The sequence below is a fragment of the Streptococcus sp. FSL W7-1342 genome, from assembly GCF_037966635.1.
Lineage (GTDB): Bacteria > Bacillota > Bacilli > Lactobacillales > Streptococcaceae > Streptococcus > Streptococcus salivarius_D.
Window position 1 is genome coordinate 2,165,086 of the sequence record NZ_CP150200.1, and the last position, 20,259, is coordinate 2,185,344.

Consider the following 20,259-nt stretch of genomic DNA (forward strand, 5'->3'; position numbering starts at 1 on the left):
TAAAACCTCTTAATCTAACAATTATAACATAAAAAAGCCTTAATTAAAAGGCTTTTAAACGTGTTAGCACCGTTAGTCTACTTTCCTGCGGGCCTTATTATTACCTTCAAGATAAACCATCAAAATTGAGATATCTGCTGGGTTGACCCCTGAAATACGACTCGCTTGACCAATGGTCTCAGGATTGATTTTCTTAAATTTTTGACGAGCTTCGGTAGCAATGGAATCAATAGCATCCCAATCAATATTTTTTGGAATCCTCTTTTCTTCCATACGTTTCATCTTAGCTACTTGATCCAAAGCTTTATTAATATAACCTTCATACTTGATTTCGGTCTCAAGCAACTCTACTATCTTCGCGTCCAAATCTTCTGCAGCTGGACCTACAAACTGAGTAGCTGTGGCGTAATCAATCTCTGGTCTACGCATAAACTCTTTAGCTGTCATGGCATCTGTCAATGGCTTAAAGCCTAGAGCTTGAATTTTTTCATTCGTCTCTTTAATAGGTTTTAATTTTTCTTTTGACAGACGTGTCAACTCGCTGTCAAACTGATTTTTCTTAATTTCAAAGATACGCCAACGTTCATCGTCAACCAAACCAACTTCTCGACCAATAGGTGTCAAGCGCATGTCAGCATTATCATGACGTAATATGAGACGATACTCTGCGCGTGATGTCAATAAACGATATGGCTCCAAGGTTCCTTTTGTGACAAGATCGTCAATCATTACACCAATATAGGCATCACTACGTTTGAGAATAAGTTCTGGTTTACCTTGAACTTTAAGAGCCGCATTGATACCAGCAACTAGACCTTGACCTGCTGCCTCCTCGTATCCAGAAGTTCCGTTGGTCTGTCCTGCTGTAAAGAGACCTGAAATCAACTTCGTTTCAAGTGTTGCACGTAGTTGATGAGGGAGCACGATATCATATTCAATCGCATAACCAGTTCGCATCATCTCTGCCTTTTCGAGACCTTTAATTGAGTGAATCAACTCTTTTTGAACATCTTCTGGCAGACTAGTTGACAGGCCTTGCACATAGACTTCCTCAGTCTCTCTTCCTTCAGGTTCAAGGAAAAGTTGATGGCGATTCTTATCGGCAAATCGGACAATTTTATCTTCGATTGATGGACAATAACGAGGTCCTACACCCTTGACAATACCTGAAAACATTGGGGCACGGTGTAAATTGTTATTGATAATATCGTGGCTCTCTTGATTCGTATAAGTTAGCCAACAAGGAATTTGATCCTGAAGATAATCTTCATCCTTCGACAAGAATGAAAAATGATTCGGCTTTTCGTCACCTGGTTGAATTTCAGTTTCTTCATAATTAATTGATGATGCCTTGACACGAGGAGGGGTACCTGTTTTAAATCTTCCTATTTCAAGGCCAAGATCCCTCAAGTTATCTGCCAATGTAACAGATGCAAGACTGTTATTAGGACCTGAAGAATATTTGAGCTCACCTAGGATAATTTCACCACGCAAAGCTGTTCCTGTTGTGACAACAACCGCTTTAGCTCCATATTTTTGATTTGTGGCTGTTCTTACACCAACTACCTTACCATCTTCAACAAGAATTTCATCAACCATGGACTGACGGAGAGTCAGGTTTTCCTGACGCTCAACTGTATGCTTCATTGTCATAGCATACAAGGCTTTATCGGCTTGTGCACGTAAAGCTCTGACAGCAGGTCCCTTACCGGTATTCAACATTTTCATCTGAATATAAGTTTTATCAATATTTTTACCCATCTCTCCACCAAGGGCATCAATCTCACGGACAACAATCCCCTTGGCAGATCCCCCAATAGAAGGATTACATGGCATAAAAGCCAACATCTCTAGGTTAATAGTCGCTAATAAAACCTTACATCCCATGCGGGCTGCAGCTAAGCTAGCTTCCACACCAGCGTGACCAGCACCGATTACAATGATATCGTATTCTTCTATAAAGTTATAATTCATTCTATTTCTCCTATTTCTCAAGATGGATGTGTCGTAATTTTCCGTCCCAGTCTGGTAGGGCTGATTTTAAAAAGGCCGGTTTCAGGTCAACAGTATGTAAATCATCTAAAGCAATCCAACGACAAGGTAATTGCTTTGTATCTTCCTGCATGACCAAAGGTGCCTCCTCAAGTAAGTCTACTAAGTAGTGGAACTCGATGTTGTGATAGTGAACACCAGTTTGTTCGAAACGATTTTCAACCACGAAAGCTAGCGGACCTGCTTTAGATGTAACACCAAGTTCCTCTTTGACTTCCCGAACTACAGCATCTCCTGTAGTTTCATTGACCTGAATAGCACCTCCGATTGTGTAACAGCCGTCCTCATCTTCAATGACAAACAAGCGATTATCTTTTACAATCAAAGCAGTCGCTCTCACACCAAAAACAGTAGAATCTATTTTCGTCCGAAAATCCTTTTGCCTCATTTTACTTCCTTTCGAAACCACACAAAAATAGTCAAAACTCTGAGAAGTGCAGAACAAAAAGCCTGCAACATCCATGAGCTTTGACCATCATGACTATTGTTAAAGTTATTTTATCAAATCAAATCGTTTTGTCAATGCAAATCACTGTTTGAGCAAGGTCTGCACACTGACAATAATCATCTGTATACCTATGGAGAATAGTAAAAGTCCCATCATTTTCGTTATAATTTTCATCAAATTTTCTCCCAAGAAGCCTGCAATTTGTTTTGCACTTCTTAACAGGAGATAAGTGATGACACATAGTAGAGCAAAAGCAACTACGGTTATCAGTTGATTCTGCAAACCTCCATTAGCCAGACTTAAAGCAGTTGTAATTGTACCTGGTCCCGCAAAAAGTGGCATTGCAAGAGGAGAAATAGCAATAGACATTGGATCTGAATTTACTGCTTGCTGCTCCATTCCTTTATAGCTGGGTGAATGATTACCATTAATCATATGATAACCGATAACAGCCACTAATATTCCGCCAGCAATTCTGAAAGAAATAATTGTAATTCCAAATACTTTAAAAATGAAATCTCCTGAAAAGATAAAAACAGTTACAATAACAAAGGCAATCAAAAGACTCCTAAAAGCAATTTTTCGTGAAATTTTTTGACTATCATCTGCTACTAAAGCCATGTAAGCAGGAAGATTTGAAATTGGGTTCATTATAGCGAAAAATGCCATAAATGCATAAAAAAATTGAGAACTCATCGTTTTTACTTAACTCCAGTTAGATATACTGACAAACTTTTCCGTCTTTATACGCTTGGTCAATAATACCGCCGCCCAAGCATTCCTGACCATCATAGAAAACAACGGCTTGACCTGGTGTAATAGCACGCTGAGGTTCAGCAAAAACAACCTCTGCTTTATCACCCTTAACCTTTACAGTAACTTTACTATCAGGTTGACGATAACGGAATTTTGCTGTGCATTCCATTTCAAATTCTTCTGGCATATCTCGAGTAAAGTGAATCATTGAAGCGTCAAGAGAAGTTGACATCAAGGACTCATGGTGGAAACCTTGACCCACGTAAAGAATATTTTTAGAAAGATCTTTTCCTACTACAAACCAAGGAGCATTATCGCCACCTTTTTGGCCACCAATACCCATACCACCACGTTGACCAATAGTGTAATACATGAGTCCGTTGTGTTCACCCATATCACGACCATCGACAGTCATCATACGACCTTTTTGAGCTGGCAAGTATTGACTAAGAAACTCTTTAAAGTTTTTCTCACCAATAAAACATATTCCTGTTGAATCTTTTTTCTTGGCTGTTGCAAGACCTGCACGTTCAGCAATCTCACGAACATCTGGCTTTTGTAGATGTCCTAAAGGAAACATCGTTTTCTGCAACTGCTCTTGCGAAAGTTGACTAAGGAAGTAGGTTTGATCTTTATTGTTATCTGCACCACGCAACATATGGACAATGCCGTCTTCATCGCGAACAACTTGAGCGTAATGTCCTGTAGCCACATAATCCGCTCCCAATGTCATCGCATAATCTAAGAAAGCCTTAAACTTGATTTCCTTATTACACATAACGTCTGGATTAGGGGTACGGCCTGCACGGTACTCTGCTAAGAAATACTCAAATACACGATCCCAGTACTCTTTTTCAAAGTTGACAGAGTAATAGGGGATACCAATCTGATCAGCTACTGCTGCTACATCTTTATAATCTTCGGTTGCGGTACACACACCAAATTCATCTGTGTCATCCCAGTTTTTCATGAAAACACCGATTACATCATAACCTTGCTCTTTTAAAAGTAAGGCTGTTACTGATGAATCAACGCCACCACTCATACCGACAACAACACGTGTTTTTGAATTATCAGTCATAGATAACTCCTCCCATCAAATAAAAATTAACATAGACTTGAAGGGTCTAGTTATTCAAATATCGATTTGAAGGTCGATTTTGAAGCGTAAAAGCACGCAAGCTTAATTATATCATGATTAAAGAATAATGCAAAAAGGTTACCACTAGGCAACCTTTTTGATACTTGTTTTCGTGTAAAGCCACTGTAAACCTATTACTCCTAAGACTATTATTGGAATCAATAACGCTACAAATAGCCATCCTGGCTCCTTATAACTTAACACAAGTTTATTCTGTCCTTCTTGTGATGAAACGGTCGGTGTACCAATCGTTGACAAGTTATAGGCATCCTTGTCTAATTCTTTACCATTTAGTGTCAAGATGGAATCTTTATAGACAACTATCGGTAGATTCAGTTCCTCCCCTTCAGCAGCTTGCCAAGTTAATACAAGATTACCATCTTCTAGTAGCTTTTCTGCCTTCTGATTCGTAACGATATTTTCGTAATAAAGATCATAAGTGTTCTGCTTACCTATTGTCCCATAAATAGGTACGTAATCTGGTGTGGGTTTGACAACTAAATTTAAAAACTGTGACAAGTCACTGTCATTCATGGTAAGACTTATCGTCTGGTAATCTCCTTCAACGTAAGTATGTTTAACAATGGAAATAAGTTCACCATCTTGTGCCGCAGTTTTTACACGATCGGTAGTATCCATCATATTCTGAATGAGACCAACACCCGCAAAGGCAAAGAGTAAAACAGCAATACTTTTTCGCCAGTTTACAAATCGCGTGACCGTTAACCCCGTAATTGCTAAAAGTAAAATGGTGGCAGGAACAAAGAATCTAAATGGAAATTGAATCAGTTCAGCAAATGTGTTTCCATTTTCTACTAGATGCTGCCACGGAAAAAGACCTGTCGACAAGAAGAAAAAGACAAAATAAATAAAATGCAGTATTTTTTTCCATCTAGCAAATTTCTTCCAATTCAAAACAGCGTAAAGAAACTGTAAAATGAGTAACACCATTAAGGAAATTGGGGTATATAGCCAATATCTTGCTGTCCCATCTATCCCATTCTTACCTATTTCTCTATTTATAAATGGATCTAAGAGATGATTAGTCCCTCTCAAATATAGGAGTACTAACCAGACATTGACAGTCAGTAAGAGGAATAGAATGACTGCTATAAGGACTTGAACGAAGGTTTCCTTTTTCTTAGCGATAGGAGACTTTACAAAAGTGTAAAGATAAAAAGGAAGATACATCATCACTAATATCAAAGCACTGAGTACGTGAACCTGAAAAATCAATGCCATAGACAAGGCAAGTCTAATTGGTTCTACTTTTTGATAAAAGACATAGTGAATTGCTGGAATAAAACAAAAAGGTAGTAAAGCTGCTCCCCAACTAGAGAAACCCTGACGCATCGTCCAGTATTGGATAGAGAATGTTGTCGCATAGAGTAAACCTAGTGACAAGGCAATGTTTGTCTTAACTTTACACTGCTTGAGCAAGGCATACATTGAGGACTCTGCTAGTATATGTAGTAATACCCTTGACACAATCTGATAACGAAACCAAGTGCCACTTATTAAAATAAGCCCTCCTTGTAAATAGGCAAAAAAAGGACCGTAAAGAGCATTGACAATGCGGCCTGACTGTTGGAATCCATATAAAGATAAAAAGTAAGAAAGGTTACCATTTTTTAGTTGCATAGCAGCTTCATAGAACCTGTTATAGTGAAAGATGGAATCTGAACCTAAAATGACTTTTCTTGTAAGTAGTTGTGGTGTAACCAATAACACAGCAAAAGCTATAATAATAAGAGAAACCCACAACTTTTCTCTTGATTTAAAAATTTGTTTCATTGCTATACCTTTCATTCCTATTATAACAAAAAGGCCATACCCTACCTAGTAATAACAAGTAGCTCTATAAAACAGATTACCTACATCCAAATTAAAAAGCTGAGAGCATGCTCCCAACTTCTATTAATATTAGTAATTCCAAGCTGACAAACCTTGTGCGTTATAGGCATTCAAGGCTGATTGAATTTGATCCTCAACTGTTGCAGTAGAGCCCCATCCAGGCATTGTTTGAAAAAGACCTGATGCACCTGAACCATTTGCTGCAGTATGATCACCATTTGACTCACGCGCAATAATTGACTCCCAAGTTGACTGAGGAACACCAGTAGCTGCTGCCATCTGTGCCGCCGCATAAGAACCAACTTCTCCTGCAGTGTTCCCATTTGAGAGAACAACTGACCCACTACCAGTTGCAGCAACCGAAGGAGCTGTTCCAAGTATTTGAGTCGACGTAGTATCAGTATTCGTTGAAGCAGCGCTTATAGTGGCAGTATCTGACTGAGACTTTTCAGCTGATTCTACCGATTCTCCTGTTGTTTCTGACTGAGGCTTACTTTCTTCAACCTTTTCTTTGTTAGCTTTATTCTCTTTGCTTGAGCTAATTTCTGTTGATTTAACTAAATCTGCTGTCGATTCTGACGTTGTTGATGCTGTTGAAGGTGCTGGGGTAACAGAATCTGAAAATGCATTAACCAACCCTTTATTAATTAGTGTAGACAGTGATACTGCCAAAATGACAATAAAACTTGTTACAATTGCCACTAGTACCGCCAATGATTTCTTCGCTGCTAATTTGATACGGCGTCCCTTATAACTTTTTTTAAACATAAATCCCTCCTAGTTAATTCTAGTTACATTCATCATAACTTAGTAATATTACTGCCGATTATTTGTATTATGTCTAATGTTACAATGATTTATCATTTTAATAAAAAAATGCCAAGATTCTGGCATTTTCCCCTTATTTGTATGAGGTTTTACAAGTTTTCCTCATAAGTCAGTAATAATGATTTAGTACCAACCATTAGCATTCCAGAAAGCAAGAGCTGCTGTCCATGAACCATAACGGCTTGCTACATAATTATCTGCTACCTTCTCTTGATTTTCAGGAGACAAGTCTCCGTTCAAATATGATGATGCTAATTGGTAACGTCCATAATATTGCCCATTTTGAGCTGTATAGCTACCGCTTGACTCACGTTGAGCGATTTCTTCTTTGGCAGCTACCTCTGAAGAAGAAAGATTTGTATTGGTCGCTTGAGTATCTTCACTTTGTGTAGACTCTGTTGATTGTGTTGATTCAACAGCTGCTTCCGCTGTAGCTGTTGTAGCTGAAGGTTCTGTAGTCTCTTCAGTTGTTTCATTAATTGTTAAGCTTTGACCAATAGAAATCTTATTGGCATCTTGAATACCGTTTTTTGAAACGATTTCATCTACGGTCGTACCATTTTTCTTAGCAATAGCTGAAAGTGTATCACCTTTTTGAACTGTGTAAGTTTCTGCATTAGCTAAAGCTGTTGCCCCAAGTGTTGCTACTGTAACAAGTCCAAAAAGACCTAATTTTTTAGTGTTAGATGTATTCTTTTTTTGCATGATGATGCTCCTTTATCTATTTATAGTCCAATCCATATTAGTCAAAGATTTTAAGTTATTTTATTGTTTATGACTAATGGGTAAATCAACTTGCTTTCTCTATATAGGGATTTCTCAATCCAGATTAAGCTGAAGAACTATAACCATGTATCTATGATACCTTGGAAATATAACATCCCCTTGTTAGGGATATTAAAAATATTACAAGTAGGTTGGGATTAGACGAAAAAAGAACGCCTACGTGGGCGTCCATCTAAAACTTCTAGGTCTTAAGATCTAGTTTTTATTTATCTCAACGAATTAACTCTTAAGATAAAAAAGCATTAATCCTAAAGCTAAAATAGCAATAATTGATAAGGTATCTCGACCATTCCATGAAAGTCGACGATATTTTATTCGTCCTTCACCACCTTGATAGCCTCGTGCTTCCATAGCAATCGCCAAAGCATCTGCTCGTTTAAAGCTTGATGCAAACAAAGGAATTAAAATAGGTATTATTGACCGTACCTTTTGAATAATATTTCCTTCACCAAAGTCAACACCACGCGCCTTTTGAGCATTCATAATACGAGTCGTATCATCCATCAAAGTTGGTACAAAACGTAGACTCAAAGATAGCATTAAACCAATTTCATGTGCTGGCACTTTGAAAACAGTAAGAGGTTTTAAAAGTGATTCAACTGCATCAGATAAACTTAAAGGTGTTGTCGTTAGAGTAAGTAGGGTGGAAAAACTAATAATGAGGATAAATCTAAGGAATATCATCCAACCTTGATTTAAACCGACTTCCGTAATCTTTAAAAAGCCGATAGACCAAAGCACACTCCCTTTTGTATTGAAGAAAACTTGAAATAGGGTAGAAAATAAAATAATCCAAATCATTGGTTTGATTCCACCTAAAAAGAAACCAAGTTTTATTTTAGACAAGAAAACCAAGAAAAGTGTAAATAAAGTTATTACAGCATAAGTTAAGGGATTATTAGCCCAAAAGATAATAACAATATAAATCAGCATGGCTAATAATTTACTTCTAGGGTCTAATCGGTGTATAAAAGAGTCCCCAACAATATAACGTCCAATAATTAACTTATCCATGCGACACCACCTCTACGAATTCCTCGATTGTAATAGGGAGACTTTCAAATTGATAACCTTTTTCTTGTAGCTGTAGCGCAAACTCTGTGATTTTAGGAACACCTAACTGCTTTTCTTTAAGAAAAGTAACCTTTTGAAAAACATCTTTAGGAGCTCCCGACAACACTAGTTGCCCTTTTTCCATAACATTCACAGCTGTCGCATAATCGGCAACATCATCCATCAAGTGAGTAACTAAAACAATCGTCATTCCAGAAAGATGTAACTCCTTAAAGAGAGACATCAATTCCTTCCGGCCCTGTGGATCTAGACCGGCAGTCGGTTCATCCAGCACTAGAATATCTGGTTGCATAGCTAGAATCCCTGCGATGGCAACACGTCGCATTTGTCCCCCTGATAAATCAAAAGGATTCTGTCCATGAAACTCTTCCGGGAGTCCAACTAATTTTAGACTTTCAATAGCACGTTGTTCTGCTTCTTCCTTAGAAACTCCGAAATTTTGAGGTCCAAAGGCAACATCTTCTAAAACAGTTTCTGCAAATAACTGACTTTCTGGAAATTGAAAAACTAAACCTACCTTCTTACGAATTGGTTTTATGTCCTTATTCTTTGATTGACTGGTTATGATCGTATCATCAACGTGAACCTGACCACTAGTGGGTAAATTAAGGCCATTCAAGAGCTGCATAATAGTAGATTTACCACTTCCTGTATGTCCAATAAAGGCCGTATATGAACCATCTTTTATCGTCGTCGTCATATCAAAAAGGGCACGCCCCTCAAAAGGAGTACCCGCTTGATAGATATAACTTACATTTTTGAGAGAGATTCCCATAGTTGTTCTACCAATTCCTTTTCTGTCAGATAGTCTTCACAATCTATCAGACCTTTATTTCTTAGCTTTTGAGTTAATAATGCACTAAAAGGGATATCTAAACCTAAGTCAACTAACTCTGAGCCTCTACTAAATAGTTCACGAGGACTTGAAACAGACTCCACTTTACCTTTTTTCAAAACCAAAACACGGTCACTCAAAGCGACCTCATCGAGATCATGAGTAATTGATAAAACAGTCATTCCGTATTCTTTACGAATAGCTTTAATAGATTGAATCAATTCCTGGCGACCTTCTGGGTCAAGCATGCTAGTTGCCTCATCCAAAATCAAAATAGATGGTCTCATAGCTACAATACCTGCGATAGCCACACGTTGTTTTTGGCCTCCAGATAATCTAGCTGGCTCTCTATCCTTAAATTCTGACATTCCTACAAATTCCAGAGCCTCTTGAACTCTTGAAGCCATTTCTTCATAGGGAACACCTTTATTTTCAAGACCAAAAGCAACATCATCTTCAACAGTTGCCCCAACAAATTGATTATCTGGATTTTGAAAGACCATACCAATCTTATCACGGATATCCCAGACATTGTCTTCTGTTAATTCTTGACCATCAACAATAATCTGCCCAGACTCTGCCACTAATAGTCCGTCAATAAGACGTGCTGTCGTGGATTTTCCAGAACCATTATGCCCTACAATGGATAACCATTCCCCACGTTTCACGTGAAACGATACATCATCAAGAATATAGGATGGTTGATCTTGATGATATTTAAACTTTAAATTTTTTATTTCAATCATTGATTTATCGTACTATTTGAAAGTATCCTTAAATAAGAAACCTGCACCTTTGAAATAATCATAGCCTGAGTAAATTGTAAAGAACAAAGCAATATAAAGCATAATTGTTCCTACAAAATGCAGATGACACAATAATAGAATAATAGATAACATCTGAGTCACTGTCTTAATCTTACCAGGCATAGCTGCAGCGAGAACTGTACCACCATTCTCCACTAATAAAAGACGAAGACCTGTGACTGCAAGCTCACGACAGATAATAACTGAAACCACCCAGGCTGGTGCTTGATTAATACCGACTAACATAATAAATGCTGACATCACTAGCATCTTATCTGCCAATGGGTCTGCAAATTTCCCGAAATTAGTAACAACATGCCATTTTCGTGCCAAATAGCCATCTAAATAATCTGTAATACTGGCAATAGCGAAGACAACCGCCGCAGCAATATGCATGACATTACTTGACGCAAGTGATGTCATCAGTAAAAAGATAGGAATCAAAACAATTCTAGCAAGTGTCAATAAATTAGGTAAATTTTCTTTTTTAAACATTTCTTCTCGATTCTATTGGATTCTTAATGTGAGGTAGCTAGGTGTATTTTTATCTAATTGAGATAAATCAAGTGACTCCCCATTTACCTTTAGAGTTACTTTTGAAGATTGAGCAATAATAATTTGAGTTGGTTTAGTTTTACCAGAAAAATCTAAAGAGTATTTTGAATTTTTCGTTTTTGAAAGGAGGTAACTCTCTGAAGTATCTGAGTTATCTACTGAAAACCATGTGTCATCACTATCTTTTGATAACTCCACATCTAAAACTACTGAAGAATTTACATTGGAGAAATCAACCATTAGTTGATTACCTTGAGTTGTCGTTGTAACATTTGCCCCCGAAACGGTAACCTCAGAAATGCTTCGTGACGATTTAGCCTTACTAGCCGTCGACAGATGATTAACTGTAGAGATAGTATTTGGTTTTATCACTTGAGGTTGATTAGAAAGATGTCTAACAATAATATAACCTACTGAGCAGATGATAAGTAACGAAACCGCACTAAGCACTAGTAAAGGTAGATAGTTAGACTTTCTTTTTTCTTCACGTTTATGCTTTAAAAAGCGTGACATGGGAGCTTTAGCAGCTAAGGTATCTTCCTTACGTTCAACTGGTTTCTTCTCTTTTTTTAGTTTTTGCTCATTCTGTCTCTGCTCCTCAAACAGACGTTTTCCATCTAAACCAACCGAAGTGGCATACTTTTCAAGCGCCTCTTGCTGAATGTCCTCTGGCAAAGCCTTAAGTTGATCCATTTCCATAGCCAGAAGAAACTGGGCTTCGACTCCAGAAAATTTTTCTACATCATACAAACTTAACTCTTTCTTTATACGCGCTGCACGTAATTGCTCACCTAGAGAGTGTAACTTCATTTTTCCCCTTTCTAATATTCTTCTTTGTTTTCGTGTCTCTATTATAGCAAATAATCACTTATTTAGGGAAGACAACAAAATCGGTAATCTCCATATTTGAGAGATAGTGATTCAAAAAATCCTTCAACTCCTTGGAAGTAATGCTCATCAGTTCCTGACCAAAATCAAAGTATGTTTTATCATTCTCAAAATACGCTAAATATTGGCTCCCTAAATTCTGGATATTGTCTAGACTACGTAAAAATTCACCATACAAGGCTTTCTTTTGTAAATCCAATGCTTCTTCCGTCAACAATCGTTTTTTATCTGCCGATGTCATCACTTGACGAATTAAACTTGACATACGGATAGGCTCTGCAGTGTCCATAGTCATAACGACAAATGAATATCGATTAGATACCTCGTATTCAATTGACACAGACTCGTCTATTTTTCCTTCAGCATACCAATTTTGATAATAAGGAGACGTCCAGCCAAACAGTAAATTGAACAATAACTGTACCAGTATATTTTCTCTCATACGATTATCAGTAAAAGGAACACTCTTAAAACCAATGGCTAGTTTTGAGATGAATATCTCCATTTGAAGACTATCTAATTTTTGGATATCTGACTCAATAGGGTGCTTTTCTTTCTCGACTATTCTCTCAGGTGGTGTAAACTTACTTTGTTTTTCATTGACAAGAGTGTAAATGTTTCCAACATCAAAATCGCCCACTAAGACGAGATGACAGTTTGCTGGCCTGTAAAAGCAATCAAAATTATCTTTTAAGTCCTTTACAGTAATTTCTTCAATGCTATCAACACTTCCAGCAATATCTTGTCCTAATATAGTATTAGGATACAAACTTTGTAAACAACCTAGATAAACTCTGTAGTCAGGATCATCCTGATACATATTTATCTCTTGTTCAATAATTCTTTTTTCATGATTGACAGCATCTTCAGAACTTGTAAAGCTCGATGTAAACTTTAATAAAAGCTCTAAAGACTCCTCAAAGTGGTCAAGGGTAGAAAAATAATATGTTGTCTTCTCCAATGTTGTAAAAGCATTGACATCAGCTCCAAGCTTGACAAAATCCAATGTCACATCCCTTCCCTGCTCATCCTCAAATAGCTTGTGTTCAAGAAAATGAGCAATACCTGCAGGGTAAGATTGTGACTCACCATCAATATAAAAGTGATTATCTAGCGCCCCAAAATTTGTTGACAAAAAGGCGACTTTTTCTACAAATCCTTTTTTCTTAATGATTGATAAAGACATACCATTATCTAAAATTGCTGAATAAACTTCTTCATCAATTTTTTGATAATAACGTTTCTTCAAAGCAGCCATTTTAAGACACTCCTTCTAAAAAGAACAAACTCTGTAGCTTAACTTGACGTGCTACACGGCAAACATCTTTTTTAGTAACCTTCTCAATCTCATCTAACCAATTCTCCAATGAAAGACTTTTATCGCCAAAAATCACCTTATTAAAACGTTGTTCCACTAATGTTAAGGCATGATCTTCAGAGAGTAGAGCATTCATTCGTATGATTTTTTTGGTTTGATTCAGGAGAGAGCTTGAAAAACGTCCTAATTTAATGTAATTCAATTCTCTACTAATTCCTCGCATAGCCTGATCTCTATTAGATTTTTCAATTCCAGCGTAAACTTCTAGTAAACCTGTAAAGATATCAAATTGGCTACTAATTGAATAAGCCAACCCTTCCTTTTCTCGAAGTGTTGTAAACAAGGCTGAATGGGCAAATTCACCGAACATTGCATTGAATACAATTAAAGCAAAGTAATCTTTATCTCCATATTGACACGGAAATTGGTACCCTAGCTGTAAAATAGATTGACTACTCTGTCTAGGTTCTATCTTTTCTTTCACAACATTGACATAAGGTTGACTATAGCTAAACTGTAAATCAACTTGACGTCCTTCCAAAGGAAAACGATGTAAAGCTTGGAGTACTTGATAATCATCAAATTCTCCAACCATAAAGATATCAATACGATCTCTTGTCAACATACTTTGAAATTCTTGATAAGCTGTAAACGAGGTCTCTGCTTCAACAAGTTCTGCTTGACCATATTTTGGAACTTTCAAGCCCTCATTTACAAAATAAAGCTCTCTTCCTTTAACTTCACTGTAATAGTAATTATTCTCCGTGTCAACATCCAGGTATGTCATTAAATTTTGTTTTTCTATGTCAAATACTTTATTTTGGTATTGGGCTACTCTTGACAGTGGCTTGTAAAGACACTCTTTCAAAAATCCTAGCACTTCCCAAAACAATCCATCATTCGTAGGGATAAAGGTATCTTTCAGATATGTCAACTCGATGTCAACGCTATGTGTCAATCCTTTAGTTGACACTCTAGTTGACAACTGTGTTCCATAAAGAAAAGCTAGTCTCTCTTTAAAAGACTGTACTGTTGGATACGTCTGATTGGCTGTAGCTAACATTTGTGAAACTAGGGCTCGTTTAGCAATTGTTTGTTTATTCAAAGATCCTGTCATTCGAAAAACAATACGATTAGTTTTATATTTTTGTGTTGGAATGAAGTGTACATAGACACCATCAGCAATTTTCATTGATAACCTCTAAAAAGTTTATGCTTCCAATTATACCATTTTTATGCTATCTTATCTCAAGAGAAAGTTGAGGTACTATGGAATATAAATTATTTGGTGAATACATCACACTGCAGGCACTTTTAAAAGAATTAAGTATCATTCATAGTGGAGGAGCTATAAAAGGTTTCTTGGCTAATAATACCGTTTTATTCAACGGTGAGGATGAAAAACGTCGTGGAAAAAAACTTCGTTATGGAGATGTTATTACCATTCCGTCTGAGGAACTTGAAATAACGATTGTAGCTCCTACGACAAATGAAATTGAAGAACATCAAAAAGCAGTCGCTGAAAAAGCACGTGTTGCTGCCATTGTTAAAAAAATGAATCAGGATAATAAAAAGAAACAAAAAGCACATCCGTCAAAAGAAAGCAATAAAACTAAACGAAAACCCGTTCGTTTCCCAGGAACCTAACTATGTGGCTCGAAAAAATTGATATTCAACACTTTAGAAATTATACTGAAGCCTCTGTGAGCTTCTCACCTCATCTCAATATTTTTCTTGGTCGCAATGCCCAAGGAAAAACAAATATTCTTGAGGCCATCTATTTTCTAGCATTGACACGTAGTCATCGGACCCGTTCAGATAAAGAACTGATTCAATTTCAACAAAATACTCTCAAACTTAACGGCATCGTGCATCGTCATAGTGGGAAGCTACCTCTGGAAATCAGTTTATCTAATAAAGGACGCATAACAAAGGTTAACCACCTCAAACAAGCTAAATTATCCGATTATATCGGTCACATGACTGTGGTGCTATTTGCTCCTGAGGATTTACAACTTGTAAAAGGATCTCCAAGCCTGAGACGTAAATTTATAGATATTGATTTAGGACAGATTAAGCCTGTTTATCTCTCAGACTTATCAAGTTATAATCATGTACTCAAACAACGTAATGCTTATCTCAAATCTACTGACAATGTAGACATTAATTTCCTCTCAGTGTTAGATGAACAGCTTTCCGATTTTGGAACACGAGTTATCGAACATAGACTAGAATTTATCAAGCAATTAGAGGAGGAGGCAGATAGACATCATAGTAACCTCTCAAATCAGATAGAGCGCCTTAAAATCTCCTACGAATCTAATATCCCACTGGAAAATAACAAAGTTATTCGCGAATCATTTTTAACCACGTTAAAGCAAAATCACAAAAGAGATATCTTCAAAAAGAACACTGGTGTTGGTCCGCATAGGGATGATTTAACATTTTACATTAATGACATGAACGCATCTTTCGGTAGTCAGGGGCAGCAACGTAGTCTCATACTTTCTTTAAAAATGGCTGAGATTGCTCTGATAAAAAAAGTAACAGGTGAATTTCCTATTCTTCTCCTCGATGATGTCATGAGTGAGCTTGACAATCACCGTCAACTTAAACTGTTAGAAAGTATTGACGAAGAGGTTCAAACCTTCATGACGACAACTTCACTTGATCATCTGAGTAACCTACCACCTGATTTAAAGACCTTCTTAGTTAAGAATGGTGATATTTATGAAAAACAAGTCGATTAAATGACTTGTTTTTCTATTTTTCGTGATTGACACATGTGACAAGCGTTACCCAATAAGCTGTAAATCATTTTCGCCTAAACCCTTTTATCAACAACCATAATCACGTAAATACGTTGTAAACTTATTGTAAATATCTCTGTAAACAAAAAGTACTTATCTGAGATAAGTACTTTTATGTTTATTAATGAGCTGAGTAGTTAGGCGCCTCGTTGGTAATTTGAACATCGTGAGGGTGACTTTCAATAAGTCCTGCACCTGACATTTCAACAAACTGAGCTTTGTCATGTAAAGCCTGAATATCTTCTGCACCTGTATAACCCATACCTGCACGGATACCGCCAATCAATTGGAATACAATATCAGCAGCAGAACCTTTATAAGCTACACGGCCTTCAATTCCTTCTGGAACAAGTTTATTCGCTTCATTAACTGCACCTTGGAAGTAACGATCGCTTGATCCCTTCTTCATCGCTGCAATTGATCCCATACCACGGTATGATTTATATTTACGACCTTGGAAAATCTCAGTTTCACCTGGTGCTTCATCAGTACCAGCAAACATAGAACCAAGCATTACAGCATTACCACCTGCTGCAAGAGCTTTTACAATATCACCTGAGTATTTGATACCACCATCAGCAATAATTGTTTTTCCGTATTCACGCGCAACACTTGCAGCATCGTAAATAGCAGTGACTTGAGGAACACCTACACCCGCAACCACACGTGTTGTACAAATAGAACCTGGTCCGATACCTACTTTAACGACATCGACACCTGCTTCATAAAGTGCACGCGCACCTTCAGCTGTTGCAATATTTCCTGCAATCAAAGTACGATCTGGGAAGTGGGCACGAATTTCAGCAATTTTACGAAGAACACCTGCTGAATGACCATGTGCAGTATCAATGACAATAGCATCTGCGCCTGCTTCAAAGAGAGCTTCTGCACGTTCAAAGGTATCAGAAGTAACCCCTACAGCACCTGCGACCAAAAGACGACCGAATTCATCCTTAGCTGCATTAGGAAACTCGATAACTTTTTCGATGTCCTTAATAGTAATGAGTCCTGACAAACGACCTTCTTCATCAACTAGAGGTAGCTTTTCAATACGATGCTCATGAAGAATACTTTCAGCTGTTTCAAGATCTGTTCCAACTGGAGCAGTGACCAATTTTTCAGAAGTCATGTGTTCTGAAATTGGAGTATCGTAATTAGAGATAAAACGCATATCACGGTTTGTGATAATACCAACCAATTTACGATTTTCAAGTGTCTCAACAATTGGAACCCCTGAAATACGGTAACGTTGCATCAACTCTTCAGCTTCAGCAACTTTATTTTCAGGCGTTAAGAAGAATGGATCAATGATGACACCATTTTCAGAGCGCTTTACTTTTCGAACTTCTTCAGCTTGTTCCGCAATAGACATGTTTTTGTGAATGACACCCAAACCACCTGCACGAGCAATTGAGATAGCCATCTTACTATCTGTGACCGTATCCATGGCTGCAGTGATAATTGGGATATTTAATGTCAAATTTTTAGCCAATTTCGTCTTCAAGTTGACGTTGTTTGGTAGAACATGACTTTCCGCAGGAATAAGCAATACGTCATCAAAAGTGTAACCTTTTTTCAAGAATTTAGTGTCCCAATTTGACATTATAATCGTCCTCTTTTCTCAAAGTTTTGAGGTACAGAAACCCCAGTCTATTTTTTAATTGATAATATCATATCATGCTAAAATGATTTGTCAACAGATTTCGCATAAGATTCTAAGAAAACCTTTTTCCAAATAAAAATAGGGCTCTAGATTATCTTGAGTCCCTACTTTTTATTTCTTAGAAATAATTAATTCCCATTGCTTCTTTTACTTCTGCCAATGTTTGTCCAGCAACTTCACGCGCTGCTTGACTACCTTTTTCAAGCATACGGAAAACTTCTCCCATATCCTTGGCATATTCTAAACGGCGTTCACGAATTGGAGCTAACTCACGTTCTAAGATTTCTAGAAGATAACGTTTTGTCTTCACATCTCCTAAACCACCTCGTTGATAATGTTCTTTCATTTCAGCAATTGTAGTAGCATCCTCTTCGCGACCAAAGATATCAAGATAATGGAAAACCATGTTACCTTCAATTTGACCTGGATCTTCCACACGAATATGATTTGGATCCGTATACATGCTCATGACTTTTTTACGAACAGTATCTTCATCATCTGAAAGGAAGATTCCATTCCCCAAGGATTTAGACATTTTAGCATTACCATCTAGACCTGGAAGGCGCCCTGCAGCTTCATTTTCAGGGTAGATTCCCTCTGGCTCAACCAAAATATCACAATTATAAGTATGATTGAAGCTACGTGCAATTTCACGTGTCTGCTCAATCATTGGCTTTTGGTCATTACCTACAGGAACATAATTTGCTTTAAAGGCCGTGATATCAGCTGCCTGAGAAATTGGATAAACTAGAAATCCTGTTGGAATAGATCCTCCGAAGCCTTTTTGAGCAATTTCCGTCTTAACCGTTGGGTTACGCTCTAAACGTGCCAATGAAACTAGGTTCATGTAATACATAGTCAACTCAGCCAACTCAGGAATCTGACTTTGAATGAAAATAGTTGACTTAGCTGGATCCAAACCTACAGAGAGATAATCTAAAGCAACATTCCCAATCGATTCTTTGATGATTTCTGACTCTTTTGCGTGATCCGTAAGAGCTTGCTGATCAGCCAAGAAGACAAACATGTTATATTTATCTTCGTCTTGTAAAAGGACACGATTTTTTAAACTACCAACATAGTGTCCTAGATGAAGTTTCCCTGTTGGACGGTCTCCCGTCAAAATAATAGGTTTCGTCATATAATTACCTCTCTAATACAAAAAAATCCCCACGCAAAAACATGCGTGAGGGCGTTAATCACTTTTGATACGCGGTACCACCTCAGTTGATAACTCTTTCTGCAGCTATCATCTCAAACCTTCTCAACAAAGAAGTTGCACGATAAGGGGTGCCAAACCTAACGTTTATGTGTTCACGTTAATCGTCAATTCTCTTCAGCCCATTCATTCCACCTTCATACTGATTTTCAGCAACCACCAGCTCTCTATAAAAAAGGATAGAATTACTCTTCTGATGACTATTATTCTACATTGTTTTATCTATTTTTGTCAAGATTATGTTTCTAGTTTCACGTGAAACACAACCTCAGATACAACCAAAATAGTCATTACTTGACGGAAACTTAAAAAGACTTGATAATAAGAATATCATTTCTAGGAGATATTATATGAAACGTCGAATAATAGACATACTTTTAGTTACACTCGGTTCTTTTATTGCTGCGGTTGGCTATAACTCACTTTTAGTTAAGAATAATATTGCTTCAGGTGGTGTCGGAGGGCTAGCCATTAGTTTAAACGCCCTTTTTGGTTGGAATAATGCTAACTTCGTCTTAGCAACAACCATCCCTTTGTTAATTTTATGTTGGTGCTTTCTTGGCCGCGAAGTTCTCCTAAAAACCTTCTATGGGTCTCTTGTCTTCCCAACTTTTATTAAATTAACTGAGGGATTACCTACACTCACCAAACAACCTTTGTTGGCTGCTATTTTTGGGGGAATTGTATTAGGGTTAGGACTAGGAATAGTTTTTTATGGAAATTCCTCAACTGGAGGAACTGGAATTATCACACAAATTCTCAACAAATATACGCCACTCCCACTAGGAATGGTACTACTTATTGTCGATGGAATCATTGTCGCAATCAGTGCTATTGCCTTTCCTCCTGATACTGTTATGTATTCCATTCTCTCACTTGGAGTTGTTTCTCTTACAATTGATAAAATGATGGTCGGACTCAATTCATCACGAAATCTTCTAATCATTTCGCAAAATAGTGAACAAATCCTAAACTACATCACTAGAGTGGCTGATCGAGGAGCAACAAAAATCCCAGTTCTTGGTGGACATACCGGACATGCACAAAATATGATTATGACTACCTTGTCAACTCATGAGGTTCCAAAAGTCCAAGAAGAAATCCAAAAAATAGATGAAACTGCCTTTATCGTCATTGTTCCTGCTTCTACAGTTATGGGACGTGGATTTAGCCTCCAAAAAGATTACCAAAGAGTTCCAAATGACTTTATTAATCCCTTGTAAAAT

General features: G+C 37.3%; 19 protein-coding genes and 1 other annotated feature. Of the genes, 3 read left to right on the forward strand and 16 right to left on the reverse strand.

Annotation, left to right across the window (positions count from 1 at the left end; genetic code table 11):
- Window positions 1–72 precede the first annotated feature (72 nt).
- The 14 genes from mnmG to NSQ79_RS10280 form a co-directional block, all read right to left on the reverse strand.
- Complete coding sequence (gene mnmG, locus NSQ79_RS10215; protein WP_049528204.1) at window positions 73–1,974, reverse strand: tRNA uridine-5-carboxymethylaminomethyl(34) synthesis enzyme MnmG; 1,902 nt, start codon at window positions 1,972–1,974, stop codon at window positions 73–75.
- Window positions 1,975–1,984: 10 nt separating this feature from the next.
- Window positions 1,985–2,440, reverse strand: coding sequence for an NUDIX hydrolase (locus NSQ79_RS10220; protein WP_049528201.1), 456 nt, complete (start codon window positions 2,438–2,440; stop codon window positions 1,985–1,987).
- A gap of 141 nt (window positions 2,441–2,581) precedes the next feature.
- Entirely contained in the window at window positions 2,582–3,196 is a 615-nt protein-coding gene (locus NSQ79_RS10225; protein WP_045001316.1) for a MarC family protein, read from the reverse strand.
- Window positions 3,197–3,215: 19 nt separating this feature from the next.
- Window positions 3,216–4,337 (reverse strand): tRNA 2-thiouridine(34) synthase MnmA, encoded by a 1,122-nt coding sequence (gene mnmA / locus NSQ79_RS10230; protein WP_014632486.1) that lies wholly within the window; start codon window positions 4,335–4,337, stop codon window positions 3,216–3,218.
- A gap of 144 nt (window positions 4,338–4,481) precedes the next feature.
- Entirely contained in the window at window positions 4,482–6,191 is a 1,710-nt protein-coding gene (locus tag NSQ79_RS10235) for a hypothetical protein (protein WP_014632485.1), read from the reverse strand.
- Between the two features lie 129 nt (window positions 6,192–6,320).
- Window positions 6,321–7,019: a transglycosylase SLT domain-containing protein gene (locus tag NSQ79_RS10240; RefSeq protein ID WP_014632484.1), complete on the reverse strand. Its 699-nt coding sequence runs from the start codon at window positions 7,017–7,019 to the stop codon at window positions 6,321–6,323.
- Window positions 7,020–7,202: 183 nt separating this feature from the next.
- The gene (locus NSQ79_RS10245; RefSeq protein WP_014632483.1) at window positions 7,203–7,784 is read right to left on the reverse strand and encodes a LysM peptidoglycan-binding domain-containing protein; all 582 of its coding nucleotides are present in this window, start codon (window positions 7,782–7,784) and stop codon (window positions 7,203–7,205) included.
- A 300-nt stretch (window positions 7,785–8,084) separates the two neighbouring features.
- The gene (locus tag NSQ79_RS10250) at window positions 8,085–8,879 is read right to left on the reverse strand and encodes an energy-coupling factor transporter transmembrane protein EcfT (RefSeq protein WP_045001313.1); all 795 of its coding nucleotides are present in this window, start codon (window positions 8,877–8,879) and stop codon (window positions 8,085–8,087) included.
- Window positions 8,872–9,714 (reverse strand): energy-coupling factor transporter ATPase, encoded by an 843-nt coding sequence (locus tag NSQ79_RS10255; RefSeq protein WP_045772057.1) that lies wholly within the window; start codon window positions 9,712–9,714, stop codon window positions 8,872–8,874. Before NSQ79_RS10255 ends, NSQ79_RS10250 begins: the two co-directional genes overlap by 8 nt.
- On the reverse strand, window positions 9,690–10,520 hold the full coding sequence (locus NSQ79_RS10260; RefSeq protein WP_002885731.1) for an energy-coupling factor ABC transporter ATP-binding protein: 831 nt from the start codon (window positions 10,518–10,520) through the stop codon (window positions 9,690–9,692). Before NSQ79_RS10260 ends, NSQ79_RS10255 begins: the two co-directional genes overlap by 25 nt.
- A 12-nt stretch (window positions 10,521–10,532) precedes the next feature.
- On the reverse strand, window positions 10,533–11,075 hold the full coding sequence (gene pgsA, locus NSQ79_RS10265; protein WP_002885640.1) for a CDP-diacylglycerol--glycerol-3-phosphate 3-phosphatidyltransferase: 543 nt from the start codon (window positions 11,073–11,075) through the stop codon (window positions 10,533–10,535).
- Window positions 11,076–11,087: 12 nt separating this feature from the next.
- On the reverse strand, window positions 11,088–11,945 hold the full coding sequence (locus NSQ79_RS10270; RefSeq protein WP_013991336.1) for a helix-turn-helix domain-containing protein: 858 nt from the start codon (window positions 11,943–11,945) through the stop codon (window positions 11,088–11,090).
- Between the two features lie 58 nt (window positions 11,946–12,003).
- Complete coding sequence (locus NSQ79_RS10275; RefSeq protein WP_014632479.1) at window positions 12,004–13,281, reverse strand: pitrilysin family protein; 1,278 nt, start codon at window positions 13,279–13,281, stop codon at window positions 12,004–12,006.
- 1 nt (window position 13,282) lies between these two features.
- Entirely contained in the window at window positions 13,283–14,533 is a 1,251-nt protein-coding gene (locus tag NSQ79_RS10280) for a pitrilysin family protein (RefSeq protein WP_013991338.1), read from the reverse strand.
- Window positions 14,534–14,610: 77 nt separating this feature from the next.
- Here NSQ79_RS10280 and yaaA point away from each other — a divergent pair, with 77 nt between their 5' ends.
- Both yaaA and recF read left to right on the forward strand, forming a co-directional pair.
- Window positions 14,611–14,988, forward strand: a complete 378-nt coding sequence (gene yaaA / locus NSQ79_RS10285) for a S4 domain-containing protein YaaA (RefSeq protein WP_049528182.1) — start codon at window positions 14,611–14,613, stop codon at window positions 14,986–14,988.
- Window positions 14,989–14,990: 2 nt separating this feature from the next.
- Window positions 14,991–16,091, forward strand: coding sequence for a DNA replication/repair protein RecF (gene recF / locus NSQ79_RS10290; RefSeq protein WP_013991340.1), 1,101 nt, complete (start codon window positions 14,991–14,993; stop codon window positions 16,089–16,091).
- A 181-nt stretch (window positions 16,092–16,272) separates the two neighbouring features.
- Here recF and guaB read toward each other — a convergent pair whose 3' ends face one another.
- Both guaB and trpS read right to left on the reverse strand, forming a co-directional pair.
- Window positions 16,273–17,754, reverse strand: coding sequence for an IMP dehydrogenase (guaB, locus tag NSQ79_RS10295; protein WP_013991341.1), 1,482 nt, complete (start codon window positions 17,752–17,754; stop codon window positions 16,273–16,275).
- A gap of 178 nt (window positions 17,755–17,932) precedes the next feature.
- On the reverse strand, window positions 17,933–18,955 hold the full coding sequence (gene trpS / locus NSQ79_RS10300) for a tryptophan--tRNA ligase (RefSeq protein ID WP_014632478.1): 1,023 nt from the start codon (window positions 18,953–18,955) through the stop codon (window positions 17,933–17,935).
- 44 nt (window positions 18,956–18,999) lie between these two features.
- Window positions 19,000–19,239: a binding site (T-box leader), on the reverse strand.
- A 144-nt stretch (window positions 19,240–19,383) separates the two neighbouring features.
- Here trpS and NSQ79_RS10305 point away from each other — a divergent pair.
- A complete protein-coding gene (locus NSQ79_RS10305) occupies window positions 19,384–20,256 on the forward strand; it encodes a YitT family protein (RefSeq protein ID WP_014632477.1) in 873 nt (290 codons plus the stop codon).
- Window positions 20,257–20,259: the final 3 nt, after the last annotated feature.